The sequence below is a fragment of the Aliamphritea ceti genome, assembly GCF_024347215.1.
In the GTDB taxonomy this organism is placed as follows: domain Bacteria; phylum Pseudomonadota; class Gammaproteobacteria; order Pseudomonadales; family Balneatricaceae; genus Amphritea; species Amphritea ceti.
This window is the reverse complement of the sequence record NZ_AP025282.1, coordinates 339,589-353,471: the sequence shown is the minus strand read 5'-3', so window position 1 is coordinate 353,471 and position 13,883 is coordinate 339,589. Positions and strand designations below refer to the sequence as shown.

Annotated in this window: 10 protein-coding genes; 6 read left to right on the top strand and 4 right to left on the bottom strand. The window is 48.2% G+C overall.

Features of this window, described 5'->3' with window-relative positions; translation table 11 throughout:
* The first annotated feature begins 71 nt into the window (after positions 1–71).
* The gene (locus OCU49_RS01510; RefSeq protein WP_261843266.1) at positions 72–275 is read left to right on the top strand and encodes a dodecin; all 204 of its coding nucleotides are present in this window, start codon (positions 72–74) and stop codon (positions 273–275) included.
* Positions 276–352: 77 nt separating this feature from the next.
* Positions 353–586, top strand: coding sequence for a Rho-binding antiterminator (locus OCU49_RS01505; protein WP_261843265.1), 234 nt, complete (start codon positions 353–355; stop codon positions 584–586).
* A 64-nt stretch (positions 587–650) separates the two neighbouring features.
* Here the strand turns inward: OCU49_RS01505 and OCU49_RS01500 are convergent, their stop codons facing one another.
* A complete protein-coding gene (locus tag OCU49_RS01500) occupies positions 651–1,949 on the bottom strand; it encodes an NCS2 family permease (protein WP_261843264.1) in 1,299 nt (432 codons plus the stop codon).
* A gap of 419 nt (positions 1,950–2,368) precedes the next feature.
* On the opposite strand from OCU49_RS01500, the gene OCU49_RS01495 reads away from it, so the two are divergent.
* Positions 2,369–2,935, top strand: a complete 567-nt coding sequence (locus tag OCU49_RS01495) for a phosphoribosyltransferase (RefSeq protein WP_261843263.1) — start codon at positions 2,369–2,371, stop codon at positions 2,933–2,935.
* A gap of 100 nt (positions 2,936–3,035) precedes the next feature.
* On the opposite strand, the gene OCU49_RS01490 is transcribed toward OCU49_RS01495, so the two are convergent.
* On the bottom strand, positions 3,036–4,580 hold the full coding sequence (locus OCU49_RS01490; protein WP_261843262.1) for a trimethylamine methyltransferase family protein: 1,545 nt from the start codon (positions 4,578–4,580) through the stop codon (positions 3,036–3,038).
* 85 nt (positions 4,581–4,665) lie between these two features.
* Between OCU49_RS01490 and OCU49_RS01485 the strand changes: the two genes are divergently transcribed.
* The 3 genes from OCU49_RS01485 to OCU49_RS01475 all read left to right on the top strand — a co-directional run bounded on the left by OCU49_RS01485 (position 4,666) and on the right by OCU49_RS01475 (position 10,285).
* Positions 4,666–5,565, top strand: coding sequence for a LysR substrate-binding domain-containing protein (locus OCU49_RS01485; protein ID WP_261843261.1), 900 nt, complete (start codon positions 4,666–4,668; stop codon positions 5,563–5,565).
* A gap of 225 nt (positions 5,566–5,790) precedes the next feature.
* Positions 5,791–7,500, top strand: a complete 1,710-nt coding sequence (locus OCU49_RS01480) for a methyl-accepting chemotaxis protein (RefSeq protein ID WP_261843260.1) — start codon at positions 5,791–5,793, stop codon at positions 7,498–7,500.
* 217 nt (positions 7,501–7,717) lie between these two features.
* Positions 7,718–10,285: an ABC transporter transmembrane domain-containing protein gene (locus tag OCU49_RS01475; RefSeq protein WP_261843259.1), complete on the top strand. Its 2,568-nt coding sequence runs from the start codon at positions 7,718–7,720 to the stop codon at positions 10,283–10,285.
* Between the two features lie 115 nt (positions 10,286–10,400).
* On the opposite strand, the gene OCU49_RS01470 is transcribed toward OCU49_RS01475, so the two are convergent.
* Positions 10,401–12,401: a methyl-accepting chemotaxis protein gene (locus OCU49_RS01470; protein WP_261843258.1), complete on the bottom strand. Its 2,001-nt coding sequence runs from the start codon at positions 12,399–12,401 to the stop codon at positions 10,401–10,403.
* Between the two features lie 475 nt (positions 12,402–12,876).
* Positions 12,877–13,797, bottom strand: coding sequence for a LysR family transcriptional regulator (locus OCU49_RS01465; protein WP_261843257.1), 921 nt, complete (start codon positions 13,795–13,797; stop codon positions 12,877–12,879).
* Between the last annotated feature and the right edge of the window lie 86 nt (positions 13,798–13,883).

Sequence of the window (13,883 nt, the reverse complement as noted above, 5' to 3'; positions counted from 1 at the left end):
TTTCTATACGGGCAAATTCTGCATACACTGAGATCAGGTTTTGAGAGATTCCCTATCCTGAGGAGACACAGATGTCTGATCATGTTTATAAAAAAGTAGAAGTTGTCGGTTCGTCTAAAACCAGCATTGAAGATGCCATTGAAAATGCCCTGGCTGAATGCAATAAGACTCTCACCAACCTCGACTGGTTTGAAGTCATTGAAACCCGCGGACACATCGTCGATGGCAAAGTTGGCCACTATCAGGTCACGCTTAAAGTCGGCTACCGACTCTAAGCATATAAACAACCGCTCAGTGCCAAACATCCGTTACCGGGATATCATCATCAGATATCCCACATTTGGTGACCTGTATGAAAGACTACCAACCTATTCAGTGTGAAATGCATGATGGTTATGAACTGGCCTGCATGCGTCAGGCTGTGCATACCGTCAGCTGGACGGATATTTCGGGTGAACATACCGAAGTACTGCGCTTTCTCGATATTGAAATCAGCGACAGCGCTGAATATCTGATAGCGATTACTCAAAGCGGCGATAAACACCGCATCCGGCTGGATCTGATTGAGTCCAGACTGCCTTACTAAAAGTCCCCGCATATAGCGGGGATTTTTATATTTAAATTTTTGTCTTCAAACAATAATCACTGATTTACATGAAACCGTGATATGCCACCAGCGCGACCGCCAACCCCCACATTAGCGGATGAATTTCATTTGTCTTGCCCGTCAGAATACGGATCAGCACGAAAGAAATAACACCTAAGGTAATACCGTGAGCAATAGAATAGGTGAATGGCATAGCAATAATTGTCAGAAAAGCCGGCACACCGTCTTCCAGCTTGGTCCAGTCCATTTCACGGGCGGCTGACATCATCAGCGCTCCAACAACAATTAGCGCAGGAGCAGTCGCCAACGCAGGTACTGCAATAAACAATGGCGTAAAGAACAGAGATAACAGGAATAGAATAGAGACTACAACTGCCGTTAAGCCTGTTCGACCACCTTCTTCAATACCTGTAGCAGATTCAACATAAGTCGTAACCGTACTGGTACCTACCAAAGCACCGGCCGTTGTACCAGAAGCATCCGCCATGAAAGCACGGTCCGCTCCTGGTAATTCACCCTTCATATTCAGGAAGCCACCCAAACGCCCCACACCCATCAGAGTACCCGCAGTATCGAAGATATCCACAAACAGGAAGGCAATCACAACTGTAATCAGTGTGGCGTTAAAGATCTGCGAGAAATCCAGTGCCATAAAGGTTTCTTTTGGCAGCGAAGGCATTGCCACAATGTTTTCCGGTGCCGGTGCCAAACCTGTAAACCAGGCAATCAGGGTAACACTCACAATACCAATAAGAATTGCACCTTTTACCTTACGGATCATCAGTGCAGAAATCAGCACAATACCGGCCAGCGCCAGCAATACGCCTGGATCATGTAAATTGCCCAGCGTGACGAGTGTGGCCGGATGATCAACTGTCAGCTGAGCGCCCTGAAAACCGATAATCGCCAAAAACAGACCAATACCTGTCATCGTGGCAATCTTAATACATGATGGAATCGCATTAATCAGCTTGGTCCGCACACCGGTCATCGCCAGTGCCATGAAAATCAGACCTTCCAGGAAGACAGCTACCAGCGCAACCTGCCAGTCAACGCCCATCCCCTGAACGACACCAAAGGTGAAGTAGGCATTCAGGCCCATACCCGGCGCCAGCGCAAACGGGAAGTTAGCAAATACACCCATGATCATAGTCGCAATTGCCGCTGCCAGTGCAGTTGCAATCGCAACATCATTTGCAGGCATGCCAGCCATACTCAGAATTTGCGGATTCACAAACAGAATGTAAGACATCGTCAGGAAAGTGGTAATACCTGCCCGAATCTCAGTTTGAATGTCGCTGCCACGTTCAGCGATTTTGAAATAACTCATCAGAGCTTGCATGGATCAATCATCCTTTATGAAACAATTGGAAATTTTATCGTCGCGGTGAATGGTGTCGCTAAAGGCTGATTATTGTTATTGCCATCAGTTTGCAGCCGGTTTTATGGTTATTTTTACCCGCCCCAAAAGCACTGCCCGAAAAAAAGCGCCTAAGGCTATAGCGACTATCAGACAGATACAAGACTGAAAGTCATACCAGTTGGTAAAAATACATAAAAACTGTACACATCAAGCTTACAGAGCAAAAGTTATTCACTATAATGTCGTATTTGTTCACGCCTGAACCTCTTTCCTTACTGATTTCAGTAACGGCATCTGCAAACTTGCAGCCCGCCAGGCAGAGATGACGCCGGTAGAACCCAACTTAAAAATTCAGCGGCACCGGGACGATCCCCAGTCAGCAGAAGATAGGCTCGATTATGGTTAACAAAGTATATTTAAGCGCTCAGGAGCTGCTGGAAGACTCTTTCCGTCTGGCGATTGAGGTTTACAACAGTGGTTTCCGTCCAGACTTTATCGTCGGTGTATGGCGTGGTGGTACACCAGTTGGTATCGCTGTTCAGGAACTGCTGGAAACGATGGACGTGAAAACCGACCATATCTCGATCCGTACGTCTTCTTACACCGGTATTGATTCCCGCGCGAAAGAAGTCCGTGTACACGGTCTGGATTACCTGATCCGCAACGTAAATGCGCCTGACTCTCTGCTGATTGTCGATGATGTATTCGATACCGGCCTGAGTGTTGAAGCTGTGATCAAGACGCTGAAAACCAAAGCCCGCCTGAACACGCCGCACGACATCCGTATTGCTACGCCATGGTACAAGCCGGCCAACAACAAGACTGAAGGTTTGGTTCCGGACTACTACATTCACGAATCTTCTGAATGGCTGGTATTCCCGCACGAGCTTCAGGGTCTGACCCGCGAAGAGGCGATTACGAATAAGCCAGGTCTGAAAGAGATCTACGAAGAATACGGCCTGTAATTACCGCTGTATCTGTTACAAAAAAGGCTGACTCAGAAATGCGTCAGCCTTTTTTTGTTCACAGCATAAATGACAAGCACTTACGTCCTGATATCTGACATCAATACCAGCGGTCCGGCATTGAGGCCTTCTTTTTCTCTATGTAATCAAGCAGCGCCTCATCAACGGCCGGATCTATCTCCGGGGCCTGATATTCGCTGAGCTGTTTCTTAAACAGATCATGTGCACGCTGCTCCGCTGTTTTACTGCCTTCTATTTCCCATTGCTCAAACGAATTGGCGTCCGCCGTATTCGACTCATAGAAAACATCGGTGTAGTTCGCCATCGTATGAGCAGTACCGAGGAAGTGCTCATTATGTTCGGTACGCTGGCGATACGAATCCAGACCAAACGCATTGTCATCCAGCGCCATCCCACCCATCATCTTAGCCATCATTCCCAGACGATTCGCGTCCAGCATAAACTTCTCATACCCCATCGTCAGGCCACCTTCTAACCAACCGGCTGAATGCAACACGAAATTAGCGCCAGACAGCAGCGCTGGCATCAGTGCATCAGCACTTTCCTGCCCGGCCTGGAAATCAGACACTTTCGATGAAGTAAAAGACCCGCCACACCGCAAAGGTAGTCCCGCCCGCCGGGCCAGCTGCCCGATCGCGAAATACGCCAGACTGGCTTCAGGCTGACCGAAAGTAGGCGAGCCATTACGCAATGACATTGTGGTCAGGAAATTACCATAAATCACCGGCGCTCCCGGACGCACAATCTGCGTCAGCGCTACACCGATCAATGATTCAGCATGTGCCTGTGCAACAGCACCTGCTGGTGTTACCGGGCCCATTGCTCCACCCAGCACAAAGGGACAGATAATCATCCCCTGACCCGCTGCAGCATAAGTGCGGATTACCCGGGTCACGTCACCATCGAACACCAGTGGCGAGGTAGCATTTACATTCCCCATCACTACGCAATTGTTATCCACAAACTCATCGCCAAACAGAATCTTCGACATTTCAATCGAGTCTGCAGCACGTTCAGGCGACGTTATAGAGCCTAAATACGCTTTATCTGAATAGCGCATATGGCTATACAGCATATCCAGGTGGCGCTTATTCACCGGAATATCCACCGGTTCACAAATAGTCCCGCCACTGTGATGCAGATAAGGGCTCATATAGGCCAGCTTCACTAGGTTCTGGAAATCTTCCAACGCGCCATAACGACGACCTTTCTCCAGATCAAATACAAACGGCGAACCATAGGCTGGCACCAGTACAGTATTATTTCCGCCAATCTGCACAGTGCGGGCAGAATTTCGGGCATGCTGAGTAAACTCTGCCGGTGCCGTTGCCACCAGTTTGCGAATCAGTCCTGGAGGAAAGTGCACAATGTCACCTTTTGCTTCCGCACCGGCTTCAACAAACAGGCGAACCGTTTCCGGGTCATCACGGAACTGAATACCAAACTCATGCAGAATTACCTCAGCATGATGCTCGATAGCCTCAAGGCCTTCATCACTTAATAAATTGTAATGGGGAATTTGCCGCTGGATATAAGCAGCAGCCTCTTTTGCAGGTGCTGCGTGACGTGCCTGACGACGTCGGCGACTGTTGCGAGTGGGGCGTATATTATTATTTGAATTCATGGCACTAACCGCTAACTCTTGATTTGTGAAACCAATTTATCAGCGCTAGACTGGGCGAGCCACTACCCTTGTGATAATGCCTGATATGAAAAAAATTAATATGCACCTGCTCACTAGCAGATCAATTCTGGCCTTCCATCTGGCAGCCCAGGAAAACAGTTTCACCAAAGCAGCAGACGCACTGAATGTCAGCCAGCCGGCCATCAGCCACGGCGTGCGTCAGTTGGAAGAACGCCTTGGCGTCGAACTCTTCGAGCGCAATCCACAAGGCGTAGTATTAACCGAAATAGGAGAGAAGCTCGCCCGACGGATTCATCGTGGCCTGTCAGAAATTCAGCAGGGGCTGGAAGAAACTCTCAGCCATACCTTGCCCGAAAAGATTACGCTGCTGGTATCTACATCCGTTGCCAGCCACTGGCTGATGCCACGTATTGCACGCTTTAAGCATCTTTATCCGGAAGTACAGCTGCACTGCATCACCCAGGATACTGATCAGGGGTTGCAGGATAGTCGCTTTGATCTGTGCATCCCATTAGGTCTGGCACCTGAAAGAGGCTTTCAGCGCTGGCAGTTTGCTGAAGAAATTCTGATACCGGTTTGCAGTCCGGAATTTGCAGCCAGACATCAGCTGAGCGACCTCTCCGGTATCAACGACATTCCGCTGATCCACTTAGAGGAACGTTACATCTCGCGCTATAACTGGCAACACTTTTTTGAAAACTGCAATCTTACCCGGGAAAGCTCCAGGGGCGATGAAACCTATAACGACTACTCAATTGTTCTGCAGGCAGCAATGGAAGGCCAGGGGCTGGCGCTGGGCTGGCAGCATATCGTCGGACCACTGATTCAGCAGGGTAAACTGGTCGCACCCTGTGAGCAGAAAATCGCAACTAATCAGCCGTTTCACATCATCGCGCCGGAACATAAAGCATTGAATAAAAATGCTCAGGCACTGCTCGACTGGCTGTTAAAAGAAATGCGCTGATCTCGCCGGGCGGTGCTTGCTTCTGGCTATCACCGCTTTCATCACATTTTCAAGCAGTTGATTTAAATAGGTTAATTTTAGTCTCACACAGACTGAGTATTGATTCTGTTTATACAGCATGCTTTTTCATTGACGGTCCCATAATCCCGGCTATTCTGTATCGAAAGCCTTTTTCAGCCTGCCCCCTTCAGGCTGTACTGTACCTGACCATAATGGAATATAGTCATGCTGCAAAATCTGTTAAAAAATATATCCGTCAAACAACAACTGATAGCCCTTTCATCGCTGGCAACAATTGCTTTGCTGACCGTTATCAGTAGCACTACCTACCAGCTACTCAATATCAGGGACGAACTGGTAGCAGTAGCCGAAGAAGATATTCCCATGACAGCAATGGTTACGGAAATGGCCATCAAGCAGCTTGAGCAGTCAGTCGAATTCGAGCGTAGCCTGCATTACGGCACACTGATGTCGCTGCAAAATGACAGCTATTCTAAGGCTGGTTTTGCTAAAGCCCGTCAACACTTCGACAGCCTCAACCAACAAGTGGAAAATACTCTCCAGCAGGCACAAAGTTTTATTGTAAACGTTGAAGAACACACCACCGACCAGGGAGATATGCAAAAGCTCCGTCAGTTTGAAACCGAATTTACTCATATTGCCGACATGCACAGCATTTATGGACAACATGCCAATGAAGTGTTTACCGAACTGGTAAATAACAATCTGCCCGAGGCCGAACAGCTAAGCCGGAACGTCGAACAGGAAGAAGACACCCTGAATCAAAAAGTTGAAACCGTCTTACTGAATCTGGGCGCTTTCACAGAAGCTGCAGGTCAACGGGCGGAAGCCCATGAAAAACAAGCCATCACACTGGTTCTCAGCGTCGGTAGCACCGCCACACTGCTGATTCTGCTCATCAGTTACCTGATAGGCCGTCAGATCATCCGCAGTATTAACCATGTACGTCATACCGTTGATGATATTGCCAATAACCTGGATCTGACCCGCCGCATTAATCTCTCCGGTAACACTGAACTGGGTCAGCTATCCCGCGATCTGGACAACCTCTTCAGCATTTTGCGCAATAGCATCGGTGAAGTTAGCCAGGCATCCGGTCAGTTGGCTTCTGCCTCACAAGAATTATCGGCAATTTCAACCCAGAGCAATGCTGCGGTCACCGAGCAATACAATGAAACCGATCAGATCGCCACGGCCATTAATCAGCTTGCCAGTGCAGCCAGTGATGTCGCCAACGTTACCGAGAATGCCAGCCTGGCAGCAGAAACAGCCTCCAGTGCTGTGAGCGACGGTATGCTGGTCGTCAATAATAACTTTAGCGGCATGCAGGCTCTCGAAGAGCAGATTAATCAGGCAGCCGGAGTTATTTCCGGAGTAAACAAGAGCTCACAGGGAATTTCAGCGGCACTGGATGTCATCCAGTCAGTGGCGGAACAGACCAATCTGCTGGCGCTGAATGCTGCCATTGAAGCAGCCCGTGCAGGAGAAGCCGGAAGAGGCTTTGCAGTTGTCGCCGATGAAGTACGTGACCTTGCCTCCCGCACCCAGAATCTGACTGAACAGATCCGAACCCTTATCGGGGCACTGCAAGAAGGTTCTGAGGCCGCGATGTTGGCTATGGAAGCCGGCCAGCTACAAAGCAGTGAAGTTCTTAGCCAAAGCGATGCTGCCAGCCAGGCTTTGACTAGTATCGCCGGCGCTGTCCGGGAAATAAGCAGTTTTAACATTCAGATATCCAGTGCCGCCGAAGAACAAAGTGCAGTCACTGAAGAAATCAGCCGTAATATCACAAGTATTCGGCGAATCGCGGAAGAAACCTCTGTTTCAACCCGGGAGACCAGCCACGCCAGCGAAGAACTTGCTGTACTGGCAAATCAGCTCCAAACCAACAGTCAGCGTTTTTGCATAAGCTGAGCCAACACAGACCTTCTCTAGCCCCCCGGCTTATCAAAAAAGGCACAAATTAAAATTTTTCGTGTCACAACTTAATAGATTCGCCCATTTAGCTGGCTGACGCTGCTAGTCTATATGGGTGCATGTCCGAAAACTGATCGGTATTTTTCCAGCCAGCTATTGAAGGCTGACCCTATTGCCCCCATCTATATGGGCCGAAGCCACCCGGGAAATCATTATGGATCGTCGCATAAGTCAGTTTATTTACCGCTACAGTATGCGTGACCAGATACGTGTCCTGTTGTTAACACTTTTGTTTTTTCCGATTCTTTATCTCTCATTAGAACTGCCTAAGACCATCATTAACGGGGCGATTGACGGTGCTGAGGTCAATACCTTCCTTAGCATGGAATGGCAGCCTGTCGAGTTTCTGTTGCTGCTCAGTGGCTTACTGTTACTGACTGTACTGATCAGCGGCGCATTTAAGATGCGTATTAATACCTACAAGGGCATTATCGGTGAGCGTATGGTTCGCCGGTTACGCTATGTGTTGCTGGAACGGGTACTGCGTTTCCCTCCAGGCCAGTTCCAGCGGGTCTCACAGGGCGAAATCATCGCTACAGTCACTTCTGAAACCGAACCTCTTGCGGGCTTTATCGGTGACAGCCTGGCACAGCCGCTATTCCAGGGCGGTACCATGATCACAATCCTTACATTCATGTTTGTACAGGACCCGATTCTCGGTATTGTCGCGATCTCAATGATCCCACTGCAGGCCTATATTATTCCGCGGATGCAGAAGAAACTTAACGTCCTTAAAAAAGAAAGAGTACGACAGGTTCGGGTACTGGCAAGCCATATAGGTGAAAGCGTCGACGGCAATCGTGAAGTACGGATTTATGGCACACACGGCTATCATCTGGCGCATTTTTCCCAGATTCTCGGCAAGCTGTTCACCATTCGGCTGAATATTTTTCAGCAGAAATTCCTGATGAAGTTCATCAATAACTTCCTTAACCAGCTACCGCCTATTATGTTTTATGCTGTCGGTGGTGTACTGGTTATTCAGGGCCACCTAAGCATGGGAGCACTGGTAGCAGCATTAACCGCCTATAAAGATCTGGTCGCGCCGTGGAAAGAACTGCTTGCGTACTACCAACAGTATCAGGATGCCAAAATTCGTTACGAACAAATTCAGGAAAACTTTGATCCACCTGACATTATCCAACCAGTACCAGCTATTGAAGGTGAGTCGAAATCACTTAGCGGATCCCTTAGCTTAAATAACCTATACCTTAAGAATGACCGCGGTGAATACATTGCCCAGAACATCAACCTGGATGTTAAACAGGGCGAGTTAATAAATATTCACTCAAACAGCCCTTTTTTACTGCGAAAAATGGCTCAGAATCTGATGCGAACGGACCAGCCAGCTGCAGGCTATATACGCTACGGCGACGAAGAGATAAATCAGATTTCCACTGCCCGTTTAACTCGAAATGTCAGTTACGCCGGACCGGAACCTATTCTGTTCGACGGGACTATTTTGCAAAATATCCACTACGGTCTGCGCCGAAAACCGCCGGAAGAAGGCTCAGAACAGTTAACACCTGCCCGCCTCACAGAAATCACTGAAGCCGAAGCCTCCGGAAACAGCCCTTCCAGTGCACATGACATCTGGACAGATTTCGAGATGGCCGGTGTAGAAAACTGGGGGCAGATGCGCAACTGGCTTCAGGAAATGATGGTCGCAATTGGCTCACGCCGCATGGTCTTTGAACTGGGACTCAAGGATCACTTTGACCCTAAAGACATGCCAAGCATCATTGAAGAAAAGTTTATTGATACCCGAAATGATCTGACCCATCAGTGGCACAGTCATCAGTTGGAACGCTTTGTTAAGCGCTTTGATCTCAATAGCTACCACCCGCACCTGTCGGTCCTGGAGAACATTGGTTTCGGCTTAATTAACACAGAAGATGAAGTACCTTTAATTCGTAGCCTTACTGGTAACGAAGAATTTGTACACATCTTGCACCAGCATGAACTCTATAAACCGTTACGGGATGCCGGCGAGCAAGTATCCAAACATATTATTGATGAGCTCCTGGAGGTAGGTCCTGAAGGCCAGCTAAAACCACACCTGAGCCAATACGACAGTGAATGTATCCGTGACCAGCTTACGCAGTGCATTGGCCGTCCGGATTATTTACCGGCCTGCGAATTCCTGCTGGAAATGGCTCTTAAAGTGCGCATTGTCGACTCTGGTGATGAACACATTCATGCCGACCTGCAACGGCAAATTGTTGAGCTACGCCACTGGCTGATAGAACACGACAAACAAAGCTTACTGACTGAGCTGGAACCGTTGAATGATGCCCGAATCAATTCACGGCTAAGTGTCATGGAAAACCTGATTTGGGGCATTGAGGTTGCGCCGAACAATAATGGCGACCATGGAGACCTGATAGAAATAGTTGAACAGGCATTAGTTGCCAACGACGCTGAATCACTGGTGTTGGTAACTATAGGTCTTTCTCCGGTAGGTATCAGGGGCGAACGTATTCCTCTGGCTGCTAAGCTCAATGTACAGTTATTACGTTGCCTGGTTAAACGGCCTAAAACCCTGATACTGCACGATGCTCTGGAACATAAAACGCCGGCTGAGCAACTTGAAATGCTGGAAGGCATCCGTCACTTGATGCCCGACCTGACCATTATCCTGCTACGCAGCGGCACAGCATTCAGCCCGCTGACCAGTCGCAATTTCCGCATTGATAACGAAGGTTTAGTTGAGCTCAAGTAATGTCTGTGGGCCATACGCCTGACAAATAATGCCTCACAACTAACTGGCCAACCGATCAGCAGACAATAAAAAAACCGCGCCATGGCGCGGTTTTTTTATTGCTCTAAAGCACTTATCAAATCTTAAAGCGGCTAACCTCATCGCTCAGCTGATCTGACAGGCTGTGCATCGACTCAGTGGTTTCCCGTAAATCGCTGACCGAAGCATTGGTATTGTTATACTGCTCCTGGATCATGCCAATGTTACGGTTGATTTCACCCACTGTCGCACTTTGCTCCTCAGTTGCAGCTGCGTTCTGCAGGTTCATATCATTCACCAGCGTTACCTGCTTAATGATGTTTTCCAGCTGATCCTGAATAGAGGTCACAGTCTCCATCGTCGCAGTGGTACGCTGATGGCTTTGCTCCATGGTCTTCACCGCTTCAGTACTGCCAGTCTGTAGCTGCTCGATCATAGTTTCGATCTGTTCTGTCGACTGCTGTGTTTTTTGTGCAAGATTACGTACTTCGTCTGCCACAACAGCGAAGCCCCGACCTTGCTCACCCGCACGAGCCGCCTCAATTGCAGCATTCAGCGCAAGCAAGTTAGTCTGCTGAGCAATGCCTTTGATAACGTCCAGAATGCCACCAATTTCACTGCTGTCTTCAGCCACTTTATTGATCACACTAACCGCACGGTTAATATGTTCATTAAGACCACCCATTGCCTGATTGGCATCACTCACCCGGGCGCTACCTTCATTCGCAGCTTCTACTGCATGCTTAGACTGCTCAGCCGCCTGGTTACAGTTTTCCGACACTTCCATTACAGAAGAAGACATTTCCTGTACAGATACAGCAATACTGTCAGTTTCCCGGATACCTTCACTTACCCGCTCATCAACCTGAGTAGAAATGCTCTGCATACCACCTACAGCGCCGGTGATCTGCTCAGTTGCACCACTAACACTGCGGGTCAACTGACCCAGGTGAGACGTCATCTGGTTAAATTCATTTGCCAGACCACCTAGTTCATCAGTACTGATAGCTTCGCAGACATGCGTCAGATCGGAATGCTGACTGATACGGTTCACGGCAAAAGAGATCAGGTTGATCTGTTTGATAATCAGGCGAACCAGATACACACTCAGTAAGATGGTCAAAAGCAGAGCAACTGCTGCGATACCTATTAGCGTCGTCAGCCAGGCAACCTGATCATTAATTTTATTCTTTATATCGGCATGCAGGTTTTCTTCAACCTGCTGCTCGACTTTATAAAGGATATTAATCCGGTCAGTCGATGCATCCACCCACACCTTAGGATCTATACCAAAGCTACGGCTCTGGTAAACAGCCAGTTCACGTAACTCCGCAACCTTGTCTACGCTCGGTCCGACCAACGCATCATTGAGTAACGCAATGTCAGCTTCGGTGGAAAACTCACTAAAAGTAGACAAATAGAACTGCTGAGCAACCAGGTTCTGATTGAAGTTTTTGCGGATAGACGACGGCTTGAACTTATCTTTGCCAAACGTAATCGCCAGCATGGCACGTTCCTGGCCACCGGCTTCTTTATACTGAAGCAGATAATAATAGGCAGAGGCAAGACGGCTTATCTGAGTGTCATTAACAGAGTTAGACAGACTGGCCGTCACTCCCAGAAGCTGTTTATTCAAACCATTATAAAAATCAAAAGTCTCGCGTAATTTCAGCTTAACCTGCGGAACCTGATCAACCTGGCTCCGGAATTCAACCAGACTCGACAAACCTTCACTGACGGCATCAATCTTAGTTTTCAGACCATTACTGGCAATCGACTCTGCATCAGCCTGTACAATGGAATGAAACTCGGAAATTTTGCTATCTACCTTCTGGCGCTGTGCCAGAATCGATCCTTTATCGGTTTTACCTTTGGTATCCACATAGACCGTGGTTAAGCCACGTTCTTTCTGTAATTCATGCACTAACTGAGCGCCAACAAAAGCTACTTCTGAAACTTCTTCAGCTTGCTCTAAAACTTTATAAATCTCATAGTTGCCGTACAGATCGCGTGCAATGTAACTGATGCTCAACAGCAGTGGTATCAACACTAGCAAGGTCATCTTTACACGTATCGGCAGATTACGAATAAAAAACATTCTTCTCTCCTGTCAGACTCACGACGGGGTTAAATACCTGACTTTTCCCTCTAAAAAATCAGTACCTTGAGCGTGCTTAACCTACCTGAACCTATACCGGAGAGATCTGATTACCAGCCGGTTGATAATCCGGTTGGCGGCACCTCAGAACCCACCTGTAACGGGATCTGCCAGTTTATTTCCTGATGAATCGCACTGCGTTTTTCCTTTACCTCAAGGGCGTAGCAGAGAACTATTTCGAATGAAATACTAACTACACGCTGTAAATCAGCCTAAAGTCGCAGCCAAATCAATACAAGCAATTACCCGGGCTTTACTACTTACTTTGTGTATGCGTCGCAATCAGACAATTTCTGACTGCATTTGACAAAAACAGAACCGTTTTTGGCCATCAAAACTCAGGGGATTGCCCATACCGGTAAGCAATCCGTGTCGTAAGTAAAAGGGACCTAATTAAAGAGGTTATCTGAAGGGATTAACTGATACGTTCTTCTGTAACATTCTGCAACCCCTGCCATTGCAATGCATACTCCATAAAAGTACTCATCAGCGGGGTCTGATATTTATCTGCAGCGCACACCAGATTCAACTGTCGGGTCCAACTCTGTTGCAGGTCAAGCCGAACAATACGCCCACAGCACAGCGCATCCGCAGCAGCAAGGTCAGAAATAAAACCCAAACCGATACCACTGGCCACCGCACTGATAACCGCCGTATTAGTATTAAACTCCAACCCTAACTGCCAGTTATCCAGCAATGGCGCCAAACGCCGGTCAAACTGCTCCCGGGTTCCGGAAAATGCTTCCCGCACTACCCAGTTTTCACCTTCCAGCGCATTAATTGGCAAATCGGTTTGCTGAGCTAACGGGTGCCCGGGCGCAGCAACCACCAGCATATGATCTTGTAACCAGGGACGGGCCATCAGCCGCTGCGAATTAATCTGTCCTTCTACCAGCGCCAGATCTAGCTCATAGCTTTCCAGTAGCTGACACAAATGCGATGTATTCTCTACAATCAGATGGGGCCGCTGGCAGCCATGACGCTGCATAAAGTTACCCACCAGCATCGGCAATAAATGCTCACCTACGGTATAGCTGGCACCAATATTCAACGTACCCGCAAGATTGCCTTGCCCAAACAAACTCTCAATCGTCATGGTTCGTTGCAACAGTTCATCAGCCAGGGGGCGCAATTGCTGCCCATAGGAATTCATCACTAAACGGTTTTTAACCCGGTCAAATAGCGGGTGCCCCAGCTGCTTTTCCAGCTCATGCAAGGCAACCGACAACGCCCCTTTAGTCAGCGATAGTTCTTCTGCCGCAGCGGTCAAAGTTCCCAGCCGGGCAACGCTGGTGAATGCGCGTAGCTGCTTCAGAGTAAGTGCATTAATGTTCAAATTACTCAAACCTTAGGTAGAAAATGTTTAGATATTATTAATATTAGCCAGCAGGCTATGATAGTTGCAACTTAAATTTACCCGGA

What these genes read in the sequence shown, in the direction of transcription:
- OCU49_RS01500 (WP_261843264.1), bottom strand. Translation starts at nt 1,949, where the DNA reads ATGCAAGCTCTGATGAGTTATTTCAAAATCGCTGAACGTGGCAGCGAC.
- OCU49_RS01490 (WP_261843262.1), bottom strand. Translation starts at nt 4,580, where the DNA reads ATGAATTCAAATAATAATATACGCCCCACTCGCAACAGTCGCCGACGT.
- OCU49_RS01505 (WP_261843265.1), top strand. Translation starts at nt 353, where the DNA reads ATGAAAGACTACCAACCTATTCAGTGTGAAATGCATGATGGTTATGAA.
- OCU49_RS01470 (WP_261843258.1), bottom strand. Translation starts at nt 12,401, where the DNA reads ATGTTTTTTATTCGTAATCTGCCGATACGTGTAAAGATGACCTTGCTA.
- OCU49_RS01475 (WP_261843259.1), top strand. Translation starts at nt 7,718, where the DNA reads ATGGATCGTCGCATAAGTCAGTTTATTTACCGCTACAGTATGCGTGAC.
- OCU49_RS01510 (WP_261843266.1), top strand. Translation starts at nt 72, where the DNA reads ATGTCTGATCATGTTTATAAAAAAGTAGAAGTTGTCGGTTCGTCTAAA.
- OCU49_RS01480 (WP_261843260.1), top strand. Translation starts at nt 5,791, where the DNA reads ATGCTGCAAAATCTGTTAAAAAATATATCCGTCAAACAACAACTGATA.
- OCU49_RS01485 (WP_261843261.1), top strand. Translation starts at nt 4,666, where the DNA reads ATGAAAAAAATTAATATGCACCTGCTCACTAGCAGATCAATTCTGGCC.
- OCU49_RS01495 (WP_261843263.1), top strand. Translation starts at nt 2,369, where the DNA reads ATGGTTAACAAAGTATATTTAAGCGCTCAGGAGCTGCTGGAAGACTCT.